This is a genomic window from Kinneretia sp. DJ1R-11 (genome assembly GCF_025717595.1).
In the GTDB taxonomy this organism is placed as follows: Bacteria; Pseudomonadota; Gammaproteobacteria; order Burkholderiales; family Burkholderiaceae_C; genus Paucibacter_A.
This window is the reverse complement of sequence record NZ_JAJIRR010000001.1, coordinates 561,329-587,259: the sequence shown is the minus strand read 5'-3', so window position 1 is coordinate 587,259 and position 25,931 is coordinate 561,329. Positions and strand designations below refer to the sequence as shown.

The window sequence follows — 25,931 nt, the reverse complement described above, 5'->3', positions numbered from 1 at the left end:
ACCCACCCATCATGAGCAGTCTTTCCGATTACGCGCTCCAGCGCCCGCGATTCGCATTCCTCGCCGCCTTGCTGCTGGTCCTCACGGGCCTGTGGCTGGCGCTGGATTTCCCGTCCACCGAAGAACCGCAAGTCACCATCCGCACCGCCACCGTGCTGAGCCTGGTGCCCGGTGCCAGCACCGAGCGCATGGAGGACTTGGTGGCCCGCCCTACCGAGGAAGCCATTCGCAGCATCGCCGAGGTCAAGCGCATCAAGACCACGGTGCGACCCGGCTTTGTGTTCAGTTATGTGGAGCTCAAGCCCGAGGTCAGCGCCCAGGCCCTGCCCGGCGTCTGGCAGCGCCTGCGCAACCGCATGACCGAGCTGCAGCCGCGCCTGCCGCAAGGCGCGACCGGCCCGCTGGTGGACGATGAGTTCGGCCGCGTTGCCGTGCTGACGCTGGGCCTGACCGGACCCGGCTACAGCGCTGGCGAGCTGCGCGAACAGGTCCGCCAGCTGCGCGACCGGCTCTACCGCCTGGACGGTGTGGACCGGGTCAGCCTGCATGGCCTGCGCGAGGAGCAGGTGCAGGTGGTCGCCAACATCGCCGCCTTGCAAGCCAAGGGCTTGTCGGTGGCGGCCCTGTCCAAGGCCCTGGCCGAGCGCAATGTGCTGGCTCCGGCTGGTCGCGCCCAGGTGGGCGGTGCCGAGCTGGCGCTGACGGTCAGCGGCGATGCGCAGGAGATTGCCGATCTGGGCCGCACGCCCGTAGCCTTGCCCGGCGGCGGCTGGCTGCCGCTGAGCCAGCTGGCCCGCATCGAGCGCGTGCCGCAAGATCCGGCGTCCACCGGCGCCTTTGTCGATGGCCAGGCGGCCGCGGTGATTGCCGTGGCCATGGACAGCGGCCTCAATGTGATCAGCTTTGCCGAGCGCCTGCGCGGCGAGGTGGCGCAGATCCAGGCCCAGCTGCCGGCAGGCATGCAGCTGGTGCCCATCACCGACCAGGCGCAGATCGTCACCAAGCAGCTCAAGCAGGTCAGCCAGGTGTTCCTGGAGACCACCATCATCGTCATGGGGGTGGTGGTGCTCTTCCTGGGCCTGCGCACCGGCCTGATCGTCGGGGCCATCGTGCCCACCACGGTGCTGGGCAGCCTGGTGGTGATGAAGCTGCTGGGCATCGAGCTGCACACCATCTCGATCGGCGCCATCATCATTGCCCTGGGCCTGTTCGTGGACAACGCCATCGTCGTGGCCGAGGACATGGAGCGCCGCCTCGCCCTGGGCGAAGACCGCAGCTCGGCCGCCGCCGCGGCCGGCCGCACCATGTTCATCCCCTTGCTGGTGTCATCGCTGGCCATCATCCTGACCTTCATGCCCCTGGTGCTGAGCCAGACCGAGACGGGCGAGTACCTGCGCAGCCTGGGCCTGGTGATGGCGATTGCGCTGCTGCTGTCCCTGCTGCTGGCGGTGACCGTGACGCCGCTGCTGTGCCAGCGCTTCGCCCACCACCATGCCGAGCTGAGCCGCATGGCGCTTGCCGTCGAGGCGCTGACCGGCTGGTATCGCGGCAAGGTGCGCTGGGTGCTGGGCCACAAGACGCAATACATCGGCACCATGGTGGCGCTGCTGGCCGCTGCCGGCTGGCTCTTCGCCCATGTGCCGTCCGAGCTGATGCCGGCCTCCGAGCGCCGCCAGCTGCAGATGGCCATCGAGCTCGCACCCGACACCAGCGGCAACACCACCCTGGCCACGGCCCAGCGCATCAGCCAGGCCCTGAGCGACGACAAGCGCTTTCCCGAGCTGCAAAGCCAGGCCGTCTACGTGGGCGATGGCGGCCCGCGTTTCATCCTGGCGCTCAACCCGCCCACGCCGGCCAGCCACCGCGCCTATGCCGTGCTGACCCTGGCGCCCGGCTACAGCCATGAGCAGGCGCTGCAACGCTTGCGCAGCGAGCTGCCCGCGCTCTTCCCCGAGGTGCGTTTTGAACCCAAGCGCTTCTCCATGGGCTCGACCGAATCGGGCACGGCCGAGTTCCGCATCAGCAGCAGCGATGCTCACTCGCACCGCGCCGCCGCCGAGCAGCTGAGCCAAGCCCTCAATGCCCTGCCCGAGATGGTGGAAGTGCGCAGCGATGCCGAACGCCAGATCCTGCATGTGGCCGTGGAGCTGGATCAGGTCAAGGCGGCCGCCGCCGGCATCAGCAGTGCCGAGGTGGCGCGCAGCCTGGAGCGCCTGCTCTCGGGCGAGGCGGTCACGCAGTTCCGCGAGGGCGACACCTTGCTGCCGGTGCTGGTGCGCGGCCCGCTGGAGCTGCGCGAGCGGCTGCAGCAGCTGCAGGCAGCGCCGCTGGAACGGGCCGATGGGCAAGGCCGCGTGCTGCTGGGCCAGATCGCTCGGGTCGAGCTGGCTGGCCAGCCCTCGGTGCTGCAGCGCGTGGACCAGAAGCGCGTGGTCACCCTGAGCGCCCGCCATGCCCGCTGGACGGCACAGAGCCTGGCCGATGCGGTGCAGCCCGAGCTGGATCGTCTGCAGAAGGACGGCCGGGTGCAGATCGAGCTGGGCGGTGAAATCGAAGAGGGCGCCAGCGCCAACCAGGCCATCACCGCCTTGCTGCCGGCCTGCGTCGTCGCCATGTTCCTGCTCTTCGTCTGGCAGTTCGAGAGCCTGCGCAAGAGCCTGATCGTGATGACCAGCATCCCCTTCGTCAGCATCGGCGCGGCGCTGGCGCTCCAGCTCACCGGCACGACCCTGACCTTTGTCGGCACCCTGGGCCTGCTGGCCCTGGCCGGCATCATCGTCAACAACGCGGTGCTGCTGCTCGATGCCATCGACGAGGCCATCGCCCATGGCCTGGAGCCCGCCGCCGCGATCGAGGATGCGGCCTCCAAGCGCCTGCGCCCCATCGTCATGACCAAGGCGGTCTGCATCCTGGGCCTGATGCCGCTCTACTTTTTCGGCGGCGCGGTCTGGACCAGCCTGGCTGTGGTGATGATGGGCGGTCTGGCCTTGGGCACCTTGATCACCCTGGGCCTGATCCCGGCCCTGTATGCCGCTTTCTACCGTGTGCCGGCGCCCCAGGCGACGGTCAGCCATTGAACTTGCCTGCCATGTTGCCGATGAAAACGCCTCTCTTTCCCTTGCTGCTGGCGCTGAGCCTGGTCGGTTGCGCCAGCGTGGCGCCGCCCAGCCAGCTGCCGGCGCTGCAAGCACGCCACGACAGCCGCCTGCCGGCCGCCGCCGGGCTGCAGCCCGGCCCCATGGCCAGCACCGCCTGGTGGCAGGCCTTGCAAGACCCGCAACTGAACGCCCTGGTCGAGCAGGCGCAAGCCCGCAACCTGGACCTCAAGGCCGCGCTGGCCACCGTGCAGGAAGCCCGCGCCCTGGCCGGCCTGGCCCGCCGCGAGGGAGGCCCGCAGGCCAGCCTGGGCGCCACGGCCCAGGTCTCGCGCGCCTCCATGCCCGAGGTCGACCCCTACCGCAGCGGCCAGCCGCGCCCGCCCGAGCAGCGCCTGATCGGCCTCAGCCAAAGCCTGAGCTGGGAGCTCGATCTGTTCGGCCGCGTGGCCACCGCACAGGCCGTGGCCGAGCGCGAGCTGGACATGGCGAGAGCCGATCTCCATGCCGCCCAGGCCCTGGTGCAGGCCGAGCTGGTCAACCGTTATGTGCAGCTGCGCGCCTTGCAGCAGCTGGAAGGCTTGAGTGCCCAGCAGCTGGAGTTGGCCGAGGCCCGCCGCCAGCAGCTGCAGGCGCGTGTGAACGCCGGCCTGGCCGATGCGCGCGAGCTGCGCGCTGTCGAGGCCGAGCAGGCCCAGCGCAGCGCCGAGCGCGCCGGCCTGCAGGCCCAGCTGCAGCAAACTCTGGTCGCCATCGCCCTGCTGTGCGGCCATGCGCCGGCGGCCCTGGATCGTGAGCTGGCGGCTTTGCGCCAGCCGCAGGCCTTGCCGGCCTTGCCCTTGCAACAGAGCGTGCAGCTCGGCGAGGGCTGGTTGCAGAAGCTGCCCCAGGTGGCGCGTGCCGATGCTGCCCTGCGCGCCAGCCTGGGCCAGCAGGTGCTGGCCGAGCGCGCCCACCTGCCGCGCCTGAGCCTGGCGGCCACGGTGGGCTTGAACGAGAGCGCCTCGCGCCTGGGCCAGGCGGGCGCCCTGCGCTATGCCGCCGGCCCGGCTCTGCAGTGGGACTGGTTCGATGCCGGCCGCCGCCAGGCACGCGAGGCTGCAGCCCGGGCCGGCAGCGAGCGGGTCTGGGCCCAGTTTGAGCAGACCGTGCTGCAGGCCTTGGCCGAAGGCGACTCGTCGCTGCGCGGTTGGAACGCTAAGGCCCGCGGCTGGGAAGAAGCCCAGGCGGCCGAGCGAGCAGCCGCCGAGGCGGCGCGTTATGCCCGCGAGCGCCAGCGCGCCGGGATGGAGCCGGCCATTCAGGCGCTGACCGCCGAGGCCCAGCGCCTGGACGCGCGCCAGCGCAGCCTGTCGCAACAGGCCCAGGCCTTGCAGGCCTTCGTGCAGGTGCAGCTGGCCCTGGGTGCCTGGCAGCCGGCTTGAGGCATGGCGGGGCTCTTCCAAGAAGCAGGCCGGCGATGGCGCGCCGCACGGGCGGCGGCGATGTTCGCCCTTGCCTTGCTGCTCAGTGCCTGCTCCAGCTACCGGCCCTGGATCAACCAAGTGCGCTTGCCCAGCGCCCCAGAGGCGCCCACTGCCGCTACGCTGGTGGCGCCGGCATCCGCCCCTGCGCGGCCGGTGGTGGTGGCCGTGGCGCTCTCGGGCGGCGGCGCTCGCGCGGCGGCTTTTGGTTTGGGCGTGCTGCAGGCCTTGAAAGCGACCGAGTTCGATTTGCCGGGGCGCCGCACCAACCTGCTCGACGAGGTGAGCCTGATCAGCGGGGTGTCCGGCGGCAGCATCCTGGCCGCACATTACGCCGCCTTGGGGGATGAAAGCCTGGCCCGCTTTGAGCATGATTTTCTGCTCGCGCCCTTTGAGGGCCGGCTGCTGCAGGAGCTGCTCTGGCCACAGCGGCTCTACCAGCTGAGCTCGCCCTGGTATGGGCGCAGCCAGATCCTGGCTGCGCGTCTGGACGCGCTGTACCGCGGCATGAGTTTTGCCGATGTCCGACGCCGCCCCGGCGCGCCCGAACTGATGATCACCGCCACCGATCTCACCACCGGCGCGCCCTTTGATTTCACGGCCGAGCAGTTCGAATTGATCTGCTCCGATCTCGACAGCACCCCCTTGTCCTTCGCGGTGGCCGCCTCCTCGGCCGTGCCCTTGCTGCTGTCGCCGATGACGGTGCGCAACCATGCCAGCCATTGCCCCGATGGCGCCGCGCGCGCTGCCTTGGCCAGCGACGGCGCGGCGGGCAGCTACCGCGCTGAGCTGCTCAAGCGCTCGGTCGAGGGCTACCGCAATGCGGCCGAGCGGCCCTTCATCCACCTGGTGGACGGCGGCGTGACCGACAACCTGGGCGTGCGCCTTTTGCTCGACCGCCTGGTGGCTCGTGGCTCCATGCACGCCAACTTTGCCGACGCGCCGCCCGGATCGATCCGTCAGCTGGTGCTGGTGACGGTGAACTCCGAGCGGGGCCTGGCCGAGCGCATCGACAGCAGCGACCGCGTGCCCAGCACGGGCCAGGTGCTGGAGTCGCTGATCTTTGGGGCCGGCGCCCGCGAATCACAGATCACCTTGGGCATCCTCGGCGACGACCTGCGCCGCTGGCGCGGGGAACTGCAGCGCAGCCGTGGCCAGCCGGGCAGCCCCTTCGCGGCCGATGCGGAGCTGCAAGTGGTCAGCATCAGCCTGCATGACGAGCGCGACGACCGCATCCGCGACCGACTGCTGCGCGTGCCCACCGCCTTCACCATCGAAGCCGCGGATGTGCGAGAGCTGCAAGCCGCCGGCCGCCGCGCCCTGCGCAGCGCCGAAGCGTTTGTCGAGTTGGAGCGTGCTTTGCTGCGGCTTCGGGAGCCCGCGCCGAACTGAGGGACGTATTGAAGGCCTGCAATGTCTTGCCGCTGCCGCGTTGGTATGCCGCTCATTCTTGGCGTTGGATCGCCGGTGAAGCCGATTTTCCATGCTCAAATGCCTGTGAGAATCTGGCGCCATGCTGGCTTCATCTCAGGGGTGGGTTTCGCCGCGGAAACGCCTGGCGAAGCGAGATTGCAGGACGAGAAAAGATGAGAGCTCTTGAATTTGTCATGGCCGTGATGTTGAGCGCGGTGGCCTCGGCGGCCAGCGCGGCTCCATCAAAATTGGAGCGCTGGCGCTGCCCGATCATGCCACCGCCGCAGCTCAGCGACAAGCGGCTGCCGAACGGCGAGTTCTTCATGAAGGCGAGATATCTGTTGAAGGCCGACGGCGCCATCGAGCAGATCACGGTGGAGGGCAAGGGCCCCGAGAGCTTCCGCCGTGCCATTGCGGAGTCCATCCGCGCCTTCGAGTGCTTGCCTGCAGCAGCGGACCAGGAGATCGAATCCGAGTTTCGGATCCGGATTTCCTAGGCCTCTGCACAGATCCCAAGTTCGCAGGGGGCTCCGCGGGTTCCCTGTCTTCCGCCATGCATTTCATCGAGCCCGGCATGCCCCCGATCCGCATCCTCACCGCCGCAGACGCCAGCGCCTACCGCAGCCTCATGCTCGAGGCCTACGAGCAAGCGCCGGATGCGTTCACGACCACGGCTGCCGAACGCCGCGCGGAACCCGAGTCCTGGTGGATCAAGCGGATCGGCAGCGCTGTCGGCCTGGCCACGAGCTTGGGGGCGTGGCAAGACGAGCAATTGGTCGGCACGGTGGCACTGGAGTACTCGGCCAAACCCAAGACCCGCCATGCAGCGCTGGTGCTGGGCATGTATGTCCAAGCCTCTCAGCGTGGACAGGGCGTAGGTCTGGCGCTGATGAAGGCGGCATTGGCGGCCGCGGCGTCGCGACCGAACATCCTGTCTTTGAACCTGACTCTGACCGAAGGCAATGAACCCGCACTTCGGCTGTATCGCTCCGTGGGCTTCGTCACCTGGGGCATTCAGGCGGAGGCGATTCGCACCGACGCTGGCCTCAAGGGCAAGGTGCACATGTCACTGGCACTGCCCATGCCTCGCACCGAGGCCTGAGTTCGCGTTCAGAGCGACTCTTCTGCAGCCAGGGCTGTGTTGGCGGCGCCCGGTTCCGAGGCGGCGGCAGCCTTGGTGAAGAGCAAGAGGGCGAAGAGTGTCGACACGCTCGACAAAGCCACCACCGCTGCGATCAGCGTCAGCGTGCTGCGGGCGGAAGCAGTTAGCTTCACCCAAGAAAAATCGAGGTGCTTGTGGTTGGGGTTCAGGATCTTCATGCGTCGTCTCTGCGTGCTTCGTCATTGAAATGGACGGAACGAAGCGGGCTTCAGGGAAAGGAGACGCATTGTCAAAAACTGAGCCGGATTTGTCCGTGGCCCTTGTGTGCAGCGACTTTGACTGAATGTGACGGCGCTGGCCTTCAGTGCGGGTGCGAGGCCTCAAGCGCCTCAGGCCCCAGATGCCGGTACACCAGCCCTTCGCCGCCACGGAAGGGGATGCTGCGCTCCAGCGTGGCGCCGAGGCGCTCAGCGACCTGGACCGAGGCTTGGTTGCCCGATGCGATCACGCTGACCGCGCTGCGCCAGCCAAAGTCGCTGTATGCCGCACGCAGTGCGGCGCGGGCGGCCTCGGTGGCATAGCCCTGGCCTTGGGCTTCGGGGAGCAAGGCCCAGGTGATCTCGGGCTCCAGCCAGCCCTCCGGGAACCAGAGCCCTGACAGGCCCAGAAACACACCGTCGGCTTTGCGTTCCAGCGCCCAGGGGCCGTAGCCACGCAAAGCCCAATGCCCGAAATAGGCCGCGAACTTGCGCCAGGCCTCGTCGCGCCCGCAGGGCCCGCCGTAGGTGGCCGAGACTGGGTCGGCAAAGAATCGGGCCATTCCCTCGAAATCCGCCTCGGCAAAAGGCCGAAGCCGCAGGCGCTCGGACTCGAAGCTGGGGATGGTGAGACCGGAGAGGGGTGCTTGGGGCATGGCGGCAGGTCAGGTGTCCAGGCGCTCAGCTTAGCCGCTGCCGGCGCCCCCTCACTCACTCACTCAGTGCGTGCGCTTGCGGGCCACTGTGCCCATGCTCGGGCTCTTGCCTGCTTCGCTGTGGGAAACCGCGCTCGACCATTGTTTCTGCCGGGCCAGTTCCGAGGCTGTGGCTTCATCGGCGGTGACCAGAAACTCGGTGTTGCTGCGCTCGACGAAGTAGGCGCTCTTGAAACGCAAGAGCAGTTCACCCAAGGCCTGGCGAGCCTGAAGCGGTGCGCCATTGAAGGTGAGGGTCAGCGTGGTCATGGTGCTTTGGCTTTCTTTCAATCGTTGCTTCGAATTGCCGGCTCAAGAACATGGAGCAGGTGATTCATGAACGTTGCAGATGAAAGCCGGTTGACCGCGCTTCTCGATCAGGCCAAGCTGGCCCGGCGCAACTCAATCGCCTCTCTGACGATGGGCAGGAGCTCGCTGGCTGCGCCGGTGCCCTCCATCGCCGCCAGCAGCTCCCGCCGCATGCGCGGCTCCCAGAATTTTTGAATGTGGGTGGCGATGCCGTCGAGGGCTTCGGCGTGGTCGGGCATGGCCTGGAAGAAGGTGCCGATCTGGTTGGCCATGCGGACGAGTTTTTCAATGTCCATGGGGAGGGTGCAGAAGCTGAGGTTCGGAGTCGTGGAGGTCCAGCCGCTCGGGGTGGCAGTAGACGACCAGGTCCTGGCGGCGGGCGAAGCCGACCAGGGTCATATTGGCGCGCGCGGCGGTGGCCACGGCGAAGGAGGTGGGGGCGGACACGGCCGCGAGCAGGGGCACGCCGGCGCTGGCGGTCTTCTGCACCATTTCGAAGCTGGCGCGGCTGGTGACGGCGATGAAGCCTTCACCGGCTTTGACTTCATGCCGAGCCAGGGCGCCGATCAGCTTGTCCAGGGCGTTATGGCGGCCGACGTCTTCGCGCAGCCATTTCACCTCGCCCTCGGCCGAGCACCAAGCAGCCGCGTGGACGGCGCCGGTGGCCTGCTGCAGGGTCTGGTGCTCGACGAACTGACCCATGGCCCGGGCAATCGCAGCGCGGCTGAACAGCCGGCCCTGGCCCGGCATGGCCAGCTCCGGCAGATGGCGCGCCACCTGAGCCAGGCTCTCGGTGCCGCAGAGCCCGCAGCCGGTGCGGCCGGTCATGGAGCGTCGGCGGTCTTTCAGTCGGGCGAAGGCCTCGCCGGCGATGCGCAGGTGCAGGGTGATGCCTTGCTCGCTGCTTTCTTCCTCGACACTGAACAGCTCATGCGGTGCACTGAGGATGCCTTCGCTGAGCGAAAATCCGAGCGCGAACTCTTCCAGGTCCAGCGGCGTGGCCAGCATCACCGCATGCGAGATGCCGTTGTACTCCAGGGCCACCGGCACCTCTTCGGCCACCCAGTCGTCCACCGCAAAGGCCGCGCCCGCGCGCACGCCCTGCACCGGCAGCACGCGTGCGCCCTCGCAGAACGTGGGCCGCGCCGCGCCCGCCCCGGCGCTTAGCGCTGGGGCCGGGGCTGGCGGCTTGCCGCTGCGCTCACTTGCCATGGGCGCCCTCGGGCTGGCGGGCCTGTTGCAGCGCGTCTTGCTGGGCCTGGTTGAAGCGGCTGTACTCGCGCTGCCAGTCGGACGGCTGCTGCACCGGCATCACCTGCACGGCGGTCACCTTGTACTCGGGGCAGTTGGTGGCCCAGTCGGAGTTGTCGGTGGTGATGACGTTGGCACCGGACTCGGGGAAGTGGAAGGTGGTGTAGACCACGCCCGGCTGCACCCGCTCGGTGACGGTGGCGCGCAGCACGGTGTCGCCTGCGCGGCTGGCGATGCCGACCCAGTCGTCGTCCTTGATGCCGCGTTCTTCGGCGTCATGCGGGTGGATCTCCAGTCGGTCCTCGCTGTGCCACTGGTTGTTGGGCGTGCGCCGGGTCTGTGCGCCCACGTTGTACTGGCTCAGGATGCGGCCAGTGGTCAGCAGCAGCGGGAACTTGCGCGTCACCTTTTCATCGGTGGGCACGTACTGGGTGATGATGAAACGGCCCTTGCCGCGCACGAACTTGTCCACGTGCATGATGGGCGTGCCGGCCTCTTCGGTGTGCTCGTTGCACGGCCATTGCACGCTGCCCAGGCGTTCGATCTTCTCGTAGCTGACACCGGCGAAGGTCGGGGTCAGCGCGGCGATCTCGGCCATGATCTCCTCGGGATTCTTGTAATCCATCGGGTAGCCCAGGGCCTGGGCCAGCTTTTGGGTCACCTCCCAATCGGCATAGCCGGCCAGCGGCGGCATGACCTTGCGCACGCGGCTGATGCGGCGCTCGGCATTGGTGAAGGTGCCGTCCTTTTCCAGGAAGCTCGATCCGGGCAGGAAGACATGGGCGTACTTGGCGGTCTCGTTCAGGAAGATGTCCTGCACCACCACGCATTCCATGGCCATCATGGCCGCGGCCACATGTTTCGTATTGGGGTCGGACTGCACGATGTCCTCGCCCTCGCAGTACAGGCCCTTGAAGCTGCCCGAGAGCGCCGCGTCGAACATATTCGGGATGCGCAGGCCCGGCTCGGGGTTGATGCTCACGCCCCAGGCCGCTTCGAACTGCGCGCGCACGCTGCTGTCCGAGACATGGCGGTAGCCCGGCAGCTCATGCGGGAAGCTGCCCATATCGCAGCTGCCCTGCACATTGTTCTGGCCGCGCAGCGGGTTCACGCCCACGCCTTCGCGGCCGACATTGCCGGTGGCCATGGCCAGGTTGGCAATGCCCATCACCATGGTCGAACCCTGGCTGTGCTCGGTCACGCCCAGGCCGTAGTAGATGGCCGCATTCGGCCGCCGCGTGACGGCGGCCGTTCCATCGCTCGCGCCGGTGGCGTACAGCCGCGCCGCGCCGCGCAGCTCGGCCGCCGGCACGCCGCTGGCGGCCTCCAGCGCCTCGGGCGAGTTCTCGGGCCGGGCCACGAACTCACGCCACTGATTGAAGCTCTTCGGGTCGCAACGCTCGGCCACATAGGCTTCATTGACCAGGCCCTCGGTGACGATGACATGGGCCAGGGCGGTGATCACCGCCACATTGGTGCCGGGCTTGAGCTGCAGATGGTGAGCCGCCTGGATGTGGGGCGACTTGACCAGGTCGATGCGGCGCGGGTCGACGACGATGAGCTTGGCGCCCTCGCGCAAACGGCGCTTCATGCGCGAGGCGAACACCGGGTGCGCCTCGCTCGGGTTGGCGCCGATGACCATGATCACATCGGCCTTCTCCACCGACTTGAAGGTCTGCGTGCCGGCCGAGGTGCCCAGGGTCTGGCCCAGGCCATAGCCGGTGGGCGAGTGGCAGACGCGGGCGCAGGTGTCAACGTTGTTGTTGCCGAAGGCTGCGCGGATCAGCTTCTGCACGAGGTAGGTTTCCTCGTTGGTGCAGCGCGAGGAGGTGATGCCGCCGATGGAATCCTTGCCATGCTTGGCCTGGATGCGCCGGAACTCGCTGGCCGCGTGGTTCAGCGCCACCTCCCAGCTGACCTCTTGCCAGGGGTCTTGGATGCTGGCGCGGATCATGGGCTTGGTGATGCGGTCCTGGTGGGTGGCATAGCCCCAGGCAAAGCGGCCCTTGACGCAGCTGTGGCCTTCGTTGGCCTTGCCGTCCTTCCAGGGCACCATGCGCACGACTTGCGTGCCCTTCATTTCGGCCTTGAAGCCGCAGCCCACGCCGCAGTAGGCGCAGGTGGTGATGACGCTGTGCTCGGGCTGGCCCAGCCAGATGACGGACTTTTCCTGCAGCGTGGCCGTGGGGCAGGCTTCGACGCAGGCGCCGCAGCTCACGCATTCCGATTCCATGAAGGGCTGGTCCTGGCCCGGCGACACGCGCGACTCAAAGCCGCGGCCCGAGATCGTCAGCGCAAAAGTGCCTTGCGTCTCTTCGCAGGCGCGCACGCAGCGGTTGCAGACGATGCACTTGCTCGGGTCGTAGGTGAAGTAGGGGTTGGACTCGTCTTTCTTCGAATCGCAGTGGTGGGCGCCGGCCGCGGCCCCAACGCCGTAGCGCACATTGCGCAGCCCCGTCACGCCGGCCATGTCCTGCAACTCGCAATTGCCATTGGCCGAGCAGGTCAGGCAGTCCAGCGGGTGGTCGGAGATGTAGAGCTCCATCACGCCCTTGCGCAGATCCTGCAGCTTAGGGCTCTGGGTCTTGACCTTCATGCCAGCCTCGGCCGGCGTGGTGCAGCTGGCGGGATAGCCCTTGCGGCCCTCCACCTCCACCAGGCAGAGCCGGCAGGAACCAAAGGGCTCCAGGCTGTCGGTGGCGCAGAGCTTGGGCACCTTGATGCCGGCGTCCACAGCGGCGCGCATCAGCGAGGTGCCCTTGGGCACGGTGACCGGGAAGCCGTCGATTTCCAGCGTCACTTCTTCGGTCGATTCCCGGCGCGGGGTGCCGTGGTCGATGTCTTGCTTGAGATGATCCAACATGGTGATCTGCTCCTGAGCGGGCCGTGTTCAGGCCGCGGCCTGGTCGGGCGCGGCAAGACCGAAGTCCTGCGGGTAGTGGTTCAGCGCCGAGAGCACCGGGAACGGCGTCATGCCGCCCATGGCACAGAGCGAACCGTGGGTCATGGTGTCGCAGAGGTCGCGCAGCAGGATCACCTGCTCGGCGCGGTTCTGGTTCTTGCGGATGCGGTCGATGACCTCCACGCCGCGGGTCGAGCCGATGCGGCAAGGCGTGCACTTGCCGCAGGACTCGATGGCGCAGAACTCCATGGCGTAGCGGGCCAGCTGGGACAGGTCTGCCGTGTCGTCGTGCACGACGATGCCGCCGTGGCCGACCACGGCGCCCATGGCCGCGTAGGCCTCATAGTCCAGCGGCACATCCCATTGCGACTCGGGCACGTAGGCGCCCAGCGGGCCGCCGACCTGCACCGCCTTGATCGGCCGGCCGCTGGCCGTGCCGCCGCCGAAGCCGTAGAGCAGCTCGCGCAGCGTCAGGCCGAAGGCTTTCTCGACCAGACCGCCATGCTTGATATTGCCGGCCAGCTGGAAGGGCAGGGTGCCGTGCGAGCGGCCCACGCCAAAGTCACGGTAGGCCTGAGCGCCGCGCGCCAGGATGATGGGCGCGCTGGCAAAGGTGATGACGTTGTTGATGACCGTCGGCTGGCCGAACAGGCCCGAGAGCGCCGGCAGCGGCGGCTTGGCCCGCACCACGCCGCGCTTGCCTTCGATGCTCTCCAGCATGGCGGTCTCTTCGCCGCAAACATAACTGCCCGCCGCCTTGCGCACCTCCAGATGGAAGGCCTGACCGCTGCCGCAGACGCTGTCGCCGAGGAAGCCGGCCGCGGTGGCGCGGGCGATGGCCTCGTTCATCGTCGCGATGGCATGTGGGTACTCGGAGCGGATGTAGATGTAGCCGTCGGTGGCGCCCACCGCCAGCGCGGCGATGGTCATGCCCTCGATCAGCATGAAGGGATCGCCCTCCATGGTCATGCGGTCGGAGTATGTGCCCGAGTCGCCTTCGTCGGCGTTGCAGACCACATACTTTTGTGCCGATTGCGCCTCGCGGACGGTCTTCCACTTGATGCCGGCCGGGAAGGCCGCGCCGCCGCGGCCACGCAGGCCTGAGTGCAGCATCTCCTGGATGATGGCGCTGCCGTCCAGGCTGAGCGCGCGGCGCAGGCCGGCCCAGCCCTCGTGGGCTTCGTAGTCGGCCAGCGAGAGCGGGTCGATGACGCCGACGCGGCGGAAGGTCAATCGCTCCTGCAGGGCCAGGAAAGGGATCTGCTCGGTCACGCCCTGGCGCAGCGGATGCTCGCCGCCCTGCAGCAGGCCGGCATCGAGCAGGCCCGGCACATCGGCGGCCTCGACCGGGCCGTAGGCGATGCGGCCTTGCGGCGTCTGCACCTCAACCAGGGTCTCCAGCCAGAACAGGCCACGCGAGCCATTGCGCACCAGCTCGATACTCAGTCCGCGGCATTGGCATTCATGGCGCAAGGCCTCGGCCACCTCGTCGGCGCCCACCGCCAGCGCGGCGGAATCGCGCGGCACAAACACTTTCGTCACGATAGCGCTCGTCATCACAGGCCCTCCTTGGCCAGCAGGGCGTCGAGCTTGGCCGGCGTCATGCGGGCATGCAGGCGCTCGTTGATCTGCAGGGCCGGGGCCGAGGCGCACAGGCCCAGGCAGTAGACCGGCTCCAGCGTCACCGCGCCATCGGCGCGCGTGTGGTGCGAGGCGCAGCCCAGGCGCGCCTCGGCATGGGCCAGCAGCGCTTCGGCGCCGCGCGCCTGGCAAGCTTCAGCACGGCAGACTTGCAGCACCTGCTTGCCCGGCGCTGTGCTGCGGAAGAAATGGTAATAACTGATCACCCCATGGACCTCGGCCCGGGACAGGCTCAGGTGCTCGGCAATCAGGGGCACGGCGGCCGGCGGCACATGGCCCAGGGCTTCCTGCACGGCATGCAGCAGGGGCAGCAGGGCGCCGTCTCGGGCCGGGTGCGCGGCCAGCAGTTCGTGTATTGATTCGTCCATGGGGAAATTGTGGGGTAAAGCGAAGACAGCAAGTGCAAAACAGACTGAGAGAGAGCAAGAGAGCGAGCCCGCCGCTGAGCTTAAGCCGACCCGGTGGGGTCGGCTGCTCGTCATATCGGGCTCGTCTCGCTTGACTTCATGCGTTCAGGCCTTCAGTTGAAGAACTTGGTGACGCTCAGACCGGTGCGGTACACACCCCAGGCCAGCGGAATGCCCACCGCAGCCCAGGCCAGCAGCACCAGGGCCAGGCTGCTCTGGTGATGGGTCATGGTGACATTGCCCAGCTCGGAGGCGACCGCGCGGTCATGCGCCAGGCGCTTTTCCTCGGCCAGCTCCGCCGCACTCATGAAGTGCTTGGGGTCCAGCGGCCGCACCAGCAGATTGCAGATCAGGCCGATCACCAGCATGCCCACCAGGATGTACATGGTCTGGTTGTAGACCTGCTCGCGCGGGATGCCCAGGCCCAGCTGGTAGTCGCGCATGTAGTTCACGACGATGGGGCCCAGCACGCCGGCGGTGGCCCAGGCGGTCAGCAGGCGGCCGTGGATGGCGCCCACCATCTGCGTGCCGAAGAGGTCGGCCAGATACGCCGGCACCGTGGCAAAGCCGCCGCCGTACATGCTCAGGATGATGCAGATCGCGCCCACAAAGAGCAGCTTGTTGCCGGCCATGGCGCTGCCCGGGATGCTGGCGTACATCAGGCCACCGAGCACGAAGAAGACCACATAGGTCATCTTGCGGCCCAGCTTGTCCGACAAGCTGGCCCAGAAGAAGCGGCCGCCGATATTGAACAGGCTGATCAGCGCCGCAAAGCCCGCCGCCACGCCGGCGATGGCTGTCAGCTGCGTCTTGTCGAGATTGCCGAACTTGGCCGCCTCACCGCTCAAGCCAATCAGGCTGCCGCCGAAGACCTCCTGCAGCATGGGGCTGGCCATGCCGATCACGCCGATGCCGGCCGACACGTTCATGCACAGCACCATCCAGATCAGCCAGAACTGTGGAATGCCCCAGACCTTTTTCACATGCACATGGTTTTGCGTGATCATGGTGTTGCTGGCCTGCGCCTTGGGCGGCGTCCATCCTTCCGGCTTCCAGCCCGAGGCCGGCACGCGGTAGGACAGTGCGCCACCCATCATGAAGACAAAGTACACCAGGGCCATGACGATGAAGGTCTGCGTCACGCCCACGTCGGTGGGGGTGGCGAACTGCTTCATCAGCTCGGCCGCCAGCGGCGAGCCAATCATGGCGCCGCCGCCAAAGCCCATGATGGCCATGCCGGTGGCCATGCCGCGGCGATCCGGGAACCACTTGATCAGGGTCGACACCGGCGAGATATAGCCCAGGCCCAGCCCGATGCCACCGATCACGCCCGAGCCCAGCAGCATCAGCCAGAACTGATGCAGGTGCACGCCCAGGGCCGAGATCAGCATGCCGCCGCACCAGCACAGGGCGCTGACGACGCCGGCCTTGCGCGGGCCGGCCCGCTCCAGCCAGCCGCCCCAGATGGCGGCCGAGCTGCCCAGCAGCACGAAAAACAAGGTGTACATCCAGCCCAGGGTGGAGATCTTCCAGTCGCAGCTGCTGATGAACAGTTCCTGGAAGAAGCCCACATCGGGCCCGCACTTGATCGCCTCCTTGATGCCCAGCGCCTTGGACAGAGGCAGCCAGAACACCGAAAAGCCATAGGCCATGCCGATGCACAGATGGATGGCCAGGGCGGCCGGTGGCACCAGCCAGCGGTTGAAGCCGGGGGCGGCAATGATGCGCTCTTTGTCGAGGAAGCCGGATTTGGCCCCGCTCAGGCGGCCAGGCTCGCCTGTCATCACAGTGGACATAAGTTTTGTCTCCGAATCGTTTTTGCTTGTGCACTCGTCGGTGCAGGCGGAGTGTTGGCCGCGCGGCCGCCGCCCGTCCAATTGATTCGGGAAATGGGGCGATCAGTTTGGAAAATCAGGGTTTGCCCGAGCCAGGCGGAGAAGCGAGCCTCGGGCGCATGGTGGCCTGCGAGGGCGACCGGCCGGCTTCAGCTGAACTCGATCTGCCGTTCGCAGCAGGCCCGCCATGTTGAGACGGCAACGCCGTAGGAATGGATGTCCCAAGGAACGCCTTCCCGGCCGATCGACGTAGTGTTAACAGGCTCTAGCCGCCGCTCGCTTCGGACGCGTAGTTGTCTTTGACGCGTACATAGTGCTCGGCAGAGTATTTGAGATAGACCATCTCTTCCACGGTGAGTGCCCTCACCCGTACTGCCGGTCTGCCTGCATACAGGTAGCCACTTTCAAGCACTTTTCCCGGCGTCACAAGGCTGCCTGCACCCACCATGACGTGGGCTTGGATGATGACGTCGTCCATGATGATCGAGCCCATTCCAATGAGGCACTCGTCGCCGATCGTGCATCCATGAAGGATCGCCGAGTGCCCGACGGTGACGTAGTTTCCGATGAGGAGTGGCGAGCCGGCCGGCTTGGCCGTGCTTTTGTGGGATACATGTCCCATGGCGAAGTCTTGGATGTTGCTGCAATCGCCAATGACGATGTGATTGACGTCCCCCCGCAGCACGGTGTTACACCAAATAGAGCTGTCGCGACCGACTTTCACGTCACCTATCACTTGGGCTGAGCTATGGACGTATACGCCTGCTGCAAGAGATGGCTGAGCGCCGAGGTATGTGCTTAAAGACATGCTTGAGCGGGTGGTGTGTGTGGCACCGAAAAACGTCCAGAGTAATCGGACGCCGCAGGCGGTCCGCGCTTGACTGATAGGTTAAAGCTCATTTTCGGACATCTCGTTCATAGGTGTGCGCAAGGCAGAACGCAGAACTCAGGACGACGAGTTGGCTGCAGCCCTGCACCATGCAGCTTTCCTTGCCCAGGCCACCCCGGCTCTGGAGCAGCAACTGCTGCTCCAACGGTGCCGAGTCAAATGTGGACCACCCATTCAAATCCTCGATTCGAATCAAAAACCTACTCTCGTACTTGTCCGCAACAGCTATGCGCCAGTATGTGGCCAATGATCTGCCGGCTCCGGACTCACGTCGACCAGCGCATCAGCGCCACGATCACCACCAGGACACCCAGGCCGAGGTTGACGGACACCCATGTGCGAATCTGCGCCAGGGCCGCGCCAGCCGTGGCCCACTCAGACACTGCTACAGCCCGGCTGAACCTCTTGTAAAGCGCGAAACGGATGTGCATGAAGATCGCCACCATGACGACACCCAGCACCGCCATGACGGTCCAGGCCAGCGTCATCTCGAAGTTGCCCCCCGACTGCACCACTTGCTTGGCCACACGACCCAGCATCCACACGCCGCTGGCCAGAGTCAGCAGCGAGGCCACCAGCACCGCTTGGAAGAAGCGCCCGAGCACATCGTGCATCAGCCGCAGGCGCAGCGGTGCTTCCAGTTGAGCGACCGCCGGTCGTAGGAAGAAGTGTGCAAACACCATGCCACCGATCCAAACGACGATGGACAGCACGTGCAAAGTCTTGAGAGTCGCGTAAATCATCGATCAGTCCCGTTCAAGTTCAAACCCAGTCCAGAAGCCACTCGCCACCTCAGACCCATGCCGTCAGCAGCAGGCCGTTCGTGGCCGCCACTGCCAAGCCCATCGCGAAACACCAGCCCCAGCTCGATGAACATCAGCGCCCCGGCCGCAAACAGCTTGCCGAGGGAATCGGCATCGCGACGATGATGGCCATCAGCCCAAGCCCAAGCGCGAGCGCCGTCGCCCACCTCGGGCCGGACATGGCGAGATGGCTCAGTCGGGCCCGGGCGTGGCGCCCGGCCCGAGTGTAGGCAGAAGGCAAGCCGACCCGCACGCGCAGGGCCCAGTGGCGCAGCAATTCGAGCTTGGCCACCCCTTGTGGCAGGCAGGGGCATGGCCAGCAGTTGCAAGGTCGTGCGCCTCCGTGCCGTGGGCTTGTGCCATCGCCTGCATCGACCCCGTTCCTCACGCACGGCAGCGGCTGCGTCGCGAGGCTGCTGCACGTTTGGCAGCCTCATGTGGACTCGGCGACCGCGGGCTGCCCGCGCGTCTTCCACAGCGATACCAGGACCCCCCCGGCAATCAGTCCGAAGGTCACGCTGAGCGAGATCACCGCCGGGATCTTGCCGATGATGCCCACCAGGAAAATCTTGCTGCCGATGAACACCAGCACCAGGGCCAGCGCGTACTTCAGGTACTTGAAGCGGTGGATCATTGCTGCCAGCGCGAAGTAGAGCGCGCGCAGGCCCAGGATCGCGAAGATATTGCTGGTGTAGACGATGAAGGGGTCGGTGGTGATCGCGAAGATGGCCGGCACCGAATCAACCGCGAAGATCAGATCGACGAACTCCACCAGCACGAGCGCCAGGAACAGCGGTGTCGCGAAGCGTTCCAGCTTGCCCGTCCTGGTGTCGGTCTCGCGCACCCAGAAGGCATTGCCGCGCAAGCCCTCAGTCACGCGCACATGGCGCTTGAGGAATTTCAGCAGTGGGTTCTTGGCGATGTCGGGCATGTGGTCGGCAATGATCCACATCTTGATGCCTGTGAAAATCAGGAAGGCACCGAACAGGTAGAGCACCCAGCTGAACTGGCTCACCAGCGTTGCCCCCAGGCCGATCATGAGTGCGCGCAGCAAGATCACGCCCAGAATGCCCCAGAACAGCACCCGGTGCTGGTACTGCCGCGGGATGGCGAAGAAGCTGAAGATCAGGGCGATGACGAAGACGTTGTCCATCGACAGCGACTTCTCGATCATGAAGCCGGTGTAGTAGTCCATGCCGCTCTGTGCGCCCAGATACCACCAGACCCAGGCACCGAACAACAGCGCCACGCTGATGTAGCCGGCCGACAGCAGCAGACTCTCGCGAACGCCGATTTCCTTGTCGTCCTTGTGCAGGACGCCCAGATCAAAGGCCAGCAGCGCGATGACGATGCCGACGAAGGTGAGCCAGACCCAGGTCGGCGTGCCCATGAAGTCGGCTGTGAGGAAGGGATGCAGGAAGTCCATGATTCACCTCAAGGGATTGCGGCAACGGCGGCAAGCGACAGGCCGCTTAGGGCGTGGAACATGATCGGGCTCGCCGAGGCGTTCGGGTGAGTCGGAGTGTGGGGATCTATGCGATTCGAATAAACCACGCCGATGCGCAATTCAACTTCGGTTTTTCAGAATCGGAGTGCAGATGCTGAGCGGCCGTCTTCGCAGTGACTTCTGTGTCGTCACCCAGGACGCCTTCGCGCGCGCCGAGCTGATCTTTCAGCAGGGCCAGGGCATCCCGGATGAGGTGCGCGAAGCGGCCAGTGGCAAGGCGGCTCGCCCCTGAACGCGTCTTGCTCGACCCCCATCAGCGAGCGTTGCCACGGGCCGCCTTCTTGGAGAGCGGCTCCTCTCCGTCGATCAGCTTCCAATGGTGCCGCGCGGCCTCCACGACCTTGGCTTCACCATCGGCCAGGTGGCCATCGGCTCGCGCCGCGGCCAGGGATAGACGCAACACCGTCCTTTGCAGCACCGGATCGGAGATCTCGGCCATCAATGACGTCATCTCGCTGCTATCGACCTGACCGATGAGCGAGTCTGTCTCGTAGCCACCCGCCAGCAGCTCTTCACGCAAGGTGTAAACGATGTGTGGCAGCAGCTGCGGATCCAGCCCGAGTTCGCGCTCAGCGCCCAACTTCTTGAGGATCTCGAACTCGTAGCTGCACACCTGACCGTCGGAGATGAGCACCAACGCGACGATGCGCGCGGCAGCTTCTGGGCTGTTACGGGGGTAGCTACGCACGATGGGTCTCCCTTGAAGAACCGAAGCTTGGGCTGACAAGCTGTGTTCTTTGTTCTTTGTTTTGTGTTCTGAGTTCAGTCGACTCGGGCTGGATGCCGCCGGTCAAACTGGCGTGTACGACGCGCGGCCGGGATCGGGATGGGCACGAGCACCGGCGCTGGCTGAGGCACCCACTGCCTGAGTTCCTCCTTCAGCAAGTGAAGGTTCTCCCTGATCCAGGCAAGCATGAGGGACGGAAAACGCAGAGAAGGCTTCATGGTGATGAGCTCGGATGTGATGAAAGACTGGAATATGCATCCAATCAAAGTTCGGAAGAACCGATATTTCCGAGACTCCAACTCAGTAAAATGCGAATTCGCCGAAACATGATGCGACGGGCGCAAAGCCGCACTCATGACCGGTCTGGCCGGACCTCGCTGATCTTGGTGAGCCGGAAGGCCCGGTCGTCGGCCTCGTAGTCCCACTGCTCGATCCGGCAGCATCCCGGCGCCGCATCCGCACCCCAGCGCAGAAGGTTCACCGAGTTGGGTGAGCCGTCACGCACCCGGGACGACACGGCGGTGCCCGCCTGCACAACCCACAGCGGACGCACCAGGCCTGGCAGTGGCATGACGTAGGGGAGGTGGATGTGCCCGCCCATGACGAGGTCGGCGCCGGCTTCAGCCCAACGCTGCAGAGCGGCCGCATGCCCGCGCAGTCGGTCGGGCTCATCCTCGGCGCGCGTGACGGCGATAGGCTGGTGCACCACGACCACGCGCAGCTGCTCAGGCTCGGCTTGTTTCAGAAGTCGGGTCACACGGTCGATCTGCAGCGCAGACAGCTCGCCATCTTTGTGTCGCCATGGTCGCGTGGTGTTGACGCCCACGACCAGGAGTTCCGCAGAGCGATGCACCGGCTCGAGATCGGTGCCGAAGGCGGCGCTGTACCGTCCATAGGGTCTGCGCAGCCGCGCCCACAGATCGAAGAGTGGGATGTCGTGGTTGCCTGGTACGGCCAGAACCGGCGCCCCCAGGCGGTCCACGAACGCACGTGCCGCGCGGAACTGGGCTGGACGAGCGCGCTGCGTGATGTCCCCCGACAGCACCAGAGCATCAGGTCGCTGCCGCTGGGTCAGCGTGCCCAGGGCCTCTACGACCGCGCCCTGCTCGGTGCCAAAGTGCGTGTCGGAAATCTGCAGCAGAACGCTCAAGGCGCCACCCCTTCGGCACAGGCCTGTGCATCGATGAGGGCAGCGTCGAGCTGTGGCTTCAGCAGATAGAGGGGCTTGGCGAGCACCCTGATGTCGAGCGGCGCGCGCATCATGGTCACCTCGCCATCGAAGGCCACCTTCACCCCGCGGCGGCCTTGCGGCAGCGTTGGCCGCACCACCAAGTGCTCGAACTCGAAGCGCTCCACCCCTGCGGCTTCACCCAGCCTGCCCATGGCGCCATGCAACATCAGGCCCAGCATTGACAGTGTTCCGATAGGCCGCAGCACGAGCGCGGCCATGCTGCCCTCGCCTGGCGTGCCCGCCAGGGTGTCATCGGGCTCCGCGCCGAACTGCTGCAGCTGCAGGCGGTTGTTGCCCACGAAGAGCGTCAGGGTTTGCACCTCGCGCGCCTGGCCACCCATCTCGATGTGCAGTCGCAAACGGCGCTGCGCACGCAGCAAAGTCGCACAGGCTGCCAAGAAAGCGACCCAGCGGCTGCGACCGAAGCGGGCCTTGAAGGCTTCCCGGTCTTGCAGAAGGTCGGGGTAGAGCCCGAGGCTGGTGTTGACAAGAAACACCCGTTCGTTGATGCCGGCCACTTGAACCGGCCTTGGCACCGAACGCAGCAGTTGGCGGACGGCATCGGCCGGGTTCTCGGCTATGCCGTGCGTGCGGGCAAAGTAGTTGAACGTGCCCTGTGGCACCACGCCCATGGCGCAGCCCGCGGCGTGTGCAGCCTGCGCCACGGTGTTGAGTGTGCCGTCGCCACCGATGGCGACCACGGCTGTGTGGGTAGCGATCGCCTTCGCCGCAGCCTGGTGCGACACGCAACTCAACTCGGCAGGGCTGCAGAACAGCAAGTCACCTCGCCGTCCGCCTGCCTGCAGCGCGGCCTCGACGACCTCGCGCTTCGCCCGTGCATCGCTGCTGCCCGCTGCCGCGTTGATGACGAACTGCAGCGGTGACGCGAGGTCGATCTCGGGGAGCGCGGCCATGGCTCTAGGCTCGCTCAGGTCTTCTCCCGCGTCAAACGTTCAGCAAAGGAGATGCCGATGGCAGAGAGCACGAAGGTGAAGTGGATGACGGCCACCATCGTTATGACCTGGACATTCTCCAAGCTCAAGTCGCCACTCAGATAGGTCTTCAAGGCATGCACGCCTGAGATCGAGATGATGGCGAAGGCCAGCTTCAACTTGAGGTTGTAGGTGTTGACGTGGTCCAGCCAGTCGGGCTTTTTCATGTCCTTTTTGTCGAAGTGCCCCGTGGTCACGAACAGCGACACACCGGCGAGCGCCACCACCCAGACCAGCTGCGCCACCATCGTCATGTCCACCAGCTCAAGCACCTTGATGATCAGGTCGATCTTTGCAAGGTCGCCAAAGAGCAAGGTGCTCATCAGCTTGTAGGTCTCCAGCAGGAACTTGCCCAGGATGCCGAAGATGATCGCCACCAGACCCACATAGAAGAACAGCATGGTGAATCGCATGCCGTAGAGCAGCGAACCGACCCCTGAGAGTAGTTTTTCCATTATTGGTAACGTTTAAATAGAGCTGACATTGAATTCAAGCAACGATCTGACCGCAGCTTCAGTGCCTGCTCGATCCAGATCATCCGGAGGACAAGCTGAGTAAGACCGTGGCGGACGATCTCAAACGCGGCGAAGCAAGTCACCGAAGACGGTGTGATCGCCTTCCTTGCGATCGGCGCCGGGTGCGTCGTACAGGACGAGCCAGCTCGCCTTGCTGCTGTCGGACAGTTCAGCCGGCAGATGGCAGATGGCCTCGGCGCGGTTGCTGCCGCGAGCGTGTGGCAGTGGCGCCGACTCGGTCAATGCCGACTCGAAGCGCACCGGCTCGCGGTTGGCAGCCAGCAAGGGCCGGGCGCCAGGCCATTTGAAGACGCGAATGTCGCCGTTCAGCACCATGGTCGGGCCGGCCAGGATGTAGAGGTCGTCGCCCGAGAAGTGCAGGTCCCGCACGCCCAGGCCGTCGAGTTGCAGAAAGTGCTTGCGGATCAGGGTGCCACTGTCGTCCAGGGGCGCCAGGCGCAGGTGTTCACCGCGGGTTTCGATCGCGATCTCTAGCAGCGCCGACCATCCGCGCAGCACCGGGCCGCGCAGGCCCAACAGCATGCGGCAGCCGTCCACGGCCAGGCCTTCGATGTCGAAGCCGTTGTCTTTGCCAGGGATGGCCATATAGGGGCCGAAGTGGGGGTCATCGGCGAGCGCACGCGTGAGCAGATTGGTTTGCGCATCGCCCTTCAGGCGCAGTGCCCGACGGCCGTCCTGGGCCTGCCGCACCAGGCAGGGCTCGCCCTTGGCGTCGGGCTCGATGGGCAGGCAGGCCAGCAGGCGGCGGTTGCCGTCCAGCGCCAGCTTCGCCAGGCGCTTGGCGTTGTCGGCATGGTCCCGCTCCGCTTTGGTGTTCTTGCGCTTCAGGCCGTGCGAGCCGACCACCCAGAGGAAGCCATCGGCCACGGCCATGCCTTCCAGGTCGGCCTCTTCCTCGGGCGCGCCGGGCAGGTCCAGCAGGTCGGCGAGCGGGAAGTCGCGCACCTCGCCGAAGCGCAAAGCCTCACCCCCCACCGGGTTGAGCCGGCGAAGGCGGTCCAGGCCGCAGGCTTCGTCGCCCGCCACCCAGAGCCAGTCGCCGGTGAAGGCCGCGCCGGACAGATTGGATTGAACCAGGGAGTCAGGAGTGAACTCCAGACGGGCAGCATTGGCAATTCGAGCGTTGGGCATCGGGTGATTCTCAAAGGTTGACGGGTCAGAAGGCTCGCGAGCTGTAAAGCGCGCAGGAACGAGCCGCCGAACCCCGGAGTGTGCGACCGAAGCGCCCGTCTGTGTTCAGGTTTATCCGATGTTCGCATCCTTGAAAGCCTGCTTTTTCAGAACCCCCTGGCGCCCCATATTCGGTCTGTCCGTCAAGCGGTGGAGATATGCGATGTAAGTGCTCTTCAAGTACGAACGCTGAACTCGAACGACCTCAGGACTCACAACCATGAACACCAAACTACCCATCCCCTCGACCGTTCCCGCGCAGGCCTCGCAGGCACAGCAGGCTACGCATATGGCGCCAATCGCCGCAGGCAGCGCGACACCCACAGATGTCGCCGCTGCGAGCCGTGTGCTGCGCAACACCTATGCCTTGCTGTCGATGACCTTGCTGTTCAGCGCAGCCGTCGCCGCTGCCAGCGTGGCGTTCCAGTTGCCGGCGCCGGGCCTCTTGCTCACTCTGGGCGGCTACTTCGGCCTGCTCTTTGCTGTCTACAAGTTCAAGAACAGCGGCTGGGCCCTGCCGGCGGTGTTTGCGCTGACGGGCTTCATGGGCTATTCCCTCGGGCCGGTGCTGACCCAATCTCTGGCGCTGCCCGGCGGAGCACAAGTCGTGACCCTGGCCCTGGCGGCCACGGGCGCCACCTTCCTGGCCTTGTCGGCCTGGGTCTTGTCGACCCGGCGCGACTTCAGCTTCATGGGCGGCTTCCTGTTCGCCGGCATGGTCATCGCGTTGATTGCCGGCCTGGGCGCCGTGTTCCTGCAGATTCCGGCGCTGGGCCTGGCCGTCGCCGCGATGGTCGCACTGCTGTCGGCGGGCTTGATCCTGTTCGAGACCAGTCGCATCGTCACCGGCGGTGAAAGCAACTATGTGCTGGCCACCGTCGGGCTGTACGTATCGATCTTCAACCTGTTCACGAGCCTGTTGAGCCTGTTCGGCTTCGGCGGCTCAGACGAATAACCTTCACCAGGAGCACACCATGAAATGCCCCAGCTGTACCGACACCGCACTCGTGATGAGCGATCGCCAGGGCGTCGAGATCGACTACTGCCCGCAATGCCGCGGCGTCTGGCTGGACCGAGGCGAACTCGACAAGCTGATCGAGCGCTCGACCGCGGCCACGGCCACGGCAGCAGCGTCGACGCCTTCCGGCGGCAGTGCGGCCCGATCACAGCCCCAGTTCCAGGATTCCGACTACGAGCATGGCCGAAGCCCGCAGGGCGGCCGGAATAAATCCTGGCTGAGCAATATCTTCGACTGACCCGCGACCGACAGCATCTAAGGGAGACCCATCATGCGCATTTATCCCGCGAACAGCCCACAAGCCGCCGCTCGAATCGTCGCCCTGACGGTGGTGGCCGACGGCGACATTGGTGCCGCCGAAATCGAGTGGCTGGACCGTCTGGCCGTGCATGAGCAACTGGGCCTGGAGCGGCATGAGTTGCACGCACTGATGGACACCTTCTGCGAAGACTTGCTTTCAAGCGGCCAGTTGCAATGGGCCGGCGCCTGCCCGGTGGACGAACGCACGCTGGCAGACCTGATGGGCGAGATCCAGGACCCCGCGTTGCGGCTGACCTTGTTGCGCATTTGCGTTGCACTTGCAGAGGCCGACGCCCATGTCGACGAGGGCGAATCGACCGTGCTCGTCGCCGCAGTTGAACATTGGGGCTTGCACCGCGAGATGCTCCGGCCGACCGCCCCAAACTGA

25 protein-coding genes and 1 pseudogene are annotated in these 25,931 nt (G+C 66.0%); 9 read left to right on the top strand and 17 right to left on the bottom strand.

The features are described from left to right. Positions 1–11: 11 nt before the first annotated feature. From LNV23_RS02490 to LNV23_RS02470, 5 genes are all read left to right on the top strand, one after another. Positions 12–3,077, top strand: a complete 3,066-nt coding sequence (locus tag LNV23_RS02490; RefSeq protein WP_263561497.1) for an efflux RND transporter permease subunit — start codon at positions 12–14, stop codon at positions 3,075–3,077. An 11-nt stretch (positions 3,078–3,088) separates the two neighbouring features. Next, a complete protein-coding gene (locus LNV23_RS02485) occupies positions 3,089–4,519 on the top strand; it encodes a TolC family protein (RefSeq protein ID WP_263561496.1) in 1,431 nt (476 codons plus the stop codon). A gap of 60 nt (positions 4,520–4,579) precedes the next feature. After that, complete coding sequence (locus LNV23_RS02480; protein ID WP_263561495.1) at positions 4,580–5,950, top strand: patatin-like phospholipase family protein; 1,371 nt, start codon at positions 4,580–4,582, stop codon at positions 5,948–5,950. Between the two features lie 194 nt (positions 5,951–6,144). Then, entirely contained in the window at positions 6,145–6,468 is a 324-nt protein-coding gene (locus LNV23_RS02475; RefSeq protein WP_263561494.1) for a hypothetical protein, read from the top strand. A gap of 56 nt (positions 6,469–6,524) precedes the next feature. Beyond that, a complete protein-coding gene (locus LNV23_RS02470) occupies positions 6,525–7,073 on the top strand; it encodes a GNAT family N-acetyltransferase (protein ID WP_263561493.1) in 549 nt (182 codons plus the stop codon). 8 nt (positions 7,074–7,081) lie between these two features. Here LNV23_RS02470 and LNV23_RS02465 read toward each other — a convergent pair whose 3' ends face one another. The 12 genes from LNV23_RS02465 to LNV23_RS02410 all read right to left on the bottom strand — a co-directional run bounded on the left by LNV23_RS02465 (position 7,082) and on the right by LNV23_RS02410 (position 19,488). Continuing rightward, positions 7,082–7,291: a hypothetical protein gene (locus tag LNV23_RS02465; protein ID WP_263561492.1), complete on the bottom strand. Its 210-nt coding sequence runs from the start codon at positions 7,289–7,291 to the stop codon at positions 7,082–7,084. 143 nt (positions 7,292–7,434) lie between these two features. Then, a complete protein-coding gene (locus LNV23_RS02460) occupies positions 7,435–7,986 on the bottom strand; it encodes a GNAT family N-acetyltransferase (protein WP_263561491.1) in 552 nt (183 codons plus the stop codon). Between the two features lie 63 nt (positions 7,987–8,049). After that, entirely contained in the window at positions 8,050–8,295 is a 246-nt protein-coding gene (locus tag LNV23_RS02455; protein WP_263561490.1) for a hypothetical protein, read from the bottom strand. Between the two features lie 107 nt (positions 8,296–8,402). After that, on the bottom strand, positions 8,403–8,630 hold the full coding sequence (locus LNV23_RS02450) for a formate dehydrogenase subunit delta (protein WP_171827186.1): 228 nt from the start codon (positions 8,628–8,630) through the stop codon (positions 8,403–8,405). Then, positions 8,620–9,546: a formate dehydrogenase accessory sulfurtransferase FdhD gene (gene fdhD / locus LNV23_RS02445; protein ID WP_263561489.1), complete on the bottom strand. Its 927-nt coding sequence runs from the start codon at positions 9,544–9,546 to the stop codon at positions 8,620–8,622. Before fdhD ends, LNV23_RS02450 begins: the two co-directional genes overlap by 11 nt. After that, entirely contained in the window at positions 9,536–12,448 is a 2,913-nt protein-coding gene (gene fdhF / locus LNV23_RS02440) for a formate dehydrogenase subunit alpha (protein ID WP_263561488.1), read from the bottom strand. The genes fdhD and fdhF overlap by 11 nt, the downstream gene beginning before the upstream one ends. A gap of 27 nt (positions 12,449–12,475) precedes the next feature. Then, a complete protein-coding gene (locus LNV23_RS02435; RefSeq protein WP_263561487.1) occupies positions 12,476–14,044 on the bottom strand; it encodes a formate dehydrogenase beta subunit in 1,569 nt (522 codons plus the stop codon). Then, on the bottom strand, positions 14,044–14,496 hold the full coding sequence (locus LNV23_RS02430) for a formate dehydrogenase subunit gamma (protein ID WP_263561486.1): 453 nt from the start codon (positions 14,494–14,496) through the stop codon (positions 14,044–14,046). Before LNV23_RS02430 ends, LNV23_RS02435 begins: the two co-directional genes overlap by 1 nt. Positions 14,497–14,648: 152 nt before the next feature. After that, entirely contained in the window at positions 14,649–16,319 is a 1,671-nt protein-coding gene (locus tag LNV23_RS02425; protein WP_263561485.1) for an OFA family MFS transporter, read from the bottom strand. 316 nt (positions 16,320–16,635) lie between these two features. Next, the gene (locus LNV23_RS02420) at positions 16,636–17,178 is read right to left on the bottom strand and encodes a gamma carbonic anhydrase family protein (protein ID WP_263561484.1); all 543 of its coding nucleotides are present in this window, start codon (positions 17,176–17,178) and stop codon (positions 16,636–16,638) included. Positions 17,179–17,525: 347 nt separating this feature from the next. After that, positions 17,526–18,002: a CopD family protein gene (locus LNV23_RS02415; protein ID WP_263561483.1), complete on the bottom strand. Its 477-nt coding sequence runs from the start codon at positions 18,000–18,002 to the stop codon at positions 17,526–17,528. A gap of 493 nt (positions 18,003–18,495) precedes the next feature. Further along, positions 18,496–19,488: a TerC family protein gene (locus LNV23_RS02410; protein WP_263561482.1), complete on the bottom strand. Its 993-nt coding sequence runs from the start codon at positions 19,486–19,488 to the stop codon at positions 18,496–18,498. A gap of 214 nt (positions 19,489–19,702) precedes the next feature. Between LNV23_RS02410 and LNV23_RS02405 the strand changes: the two are divergent. After that, a pseudogene (locus tag LNV23_RS02405) lies at positions 19,703–19,795 on the top strand (LysR family transcriptional regulator); the annotation flags it as partial. Between the two features lie 27 nt (positions 19,796–19,822). On the opposite strand, the gene LNV23_RS02400 reads toward LNV23_RS02405, so the two are convergent. From LNV23_RS02400 to LNV23_RS02380, 5 genes are all read right to left on the bottom strand, one after another. Continuing rightward, on the bottom strand, positions 19,823–20,257 hold the full coding sequence (locus LNV23_RS02400; protein WP_263561481.1) for a tellurite resistance TerB family protein: 435 nt from the start codon (positions 20,255–20,257) through the stop codon (positions 19,823–19,825). Between the two features lie 391 nt (positions 20,258–20,648). Then, a complete protein-coding gene (locus LNV23_RS02395; protein ID WP_263561480.1) occupies positions 20,649–21,446 on the bottom strand; it encodes a metallophosphoesterase family protein in 798 nt (265 codons plus the stop codon). Next, positions 21,443–22,441, bottom strand: a complete 999-nt coding sequence (locus tag LNV23_RS02390; protein ID WP_263561479.1) for a diacylglycerol/lipid kinase family protein — start codon at positions 22,439–22,441, stop codon at positions 21,443–21,445. Before LNV23_RS02390 ends, LNV23_RS02395 begins: the two co-directional genes overlap by 4 nt. Before the next feature lie 14 nt (positions 22,442–22,455). Further along, a complete protein-coding gene (locus tag LNV23_RS02385; protein WP_263561478.1) occupies positions 22,456–22,974 on the bottom strand; it encodes a YqhA family protein in 519 nt (172 codons plus the stop codon). A gap of 120 nt (positions 22,975–23,094) precedes the next feature. Further along, entirely contained in the window at positions 23,095–24,186 is a 1,092-nt protein-coding gene (locus LNV23_RS02380) for a DUF3616 domain-containing protein (RefSeq protein WP_263561477.1), read from the bottom strand. 259 nt (positions 24,187–24,445) lie between these two features. Between LNV23_RS02380 and LNV23_RS02375 the strand changes: the two genes are divergently transcribed. From LNV23_RS02375 to LNV23_RS02365, 3 genes are read left to right on the top strand one after another with little or no spacing between them, the layout of a single operon-like run. Beyond that, the gene (locus LNV23_RS02375; protein WP_263561476.1) at positions 24,446–25,180 is read left to right on the top strand and encodes a Bax inhibitor-1/YccA family protein; all 735 of its coding nucleotides are present in this window, start codon (positions 24,446–24,448) and stop codon (positions 25,178–25,180) included. A 19-nt stretch (positions 25,181–25,199) separates the two neighbouring features. Beyond that, complete coding sequence (locus tag LNV23_RS02370; protein ID WP_263561475.1) at positions 25,200–25,481, top strand: TFIIB-type zinc ribbon-containing protein; 282 nt, start codon at positions 25,200–25,202, stop codon at positions 25,479–25,481. A gap of 33 nt (positions 25,482–25,514) precedes the next feature. Beyond that, positions 25,515–25,931 carry a TerB family tellurite resistance protein gene (locus tag LNV23_RS02365; RefSeq protein WP_263516343.1) on the top strand — a complete coding sequence of 139 codons (417 nt, stop codon included), beginning with the start codon at positions 25,515–25,517 and terminating at the stop codon, positions 25,929–25,931.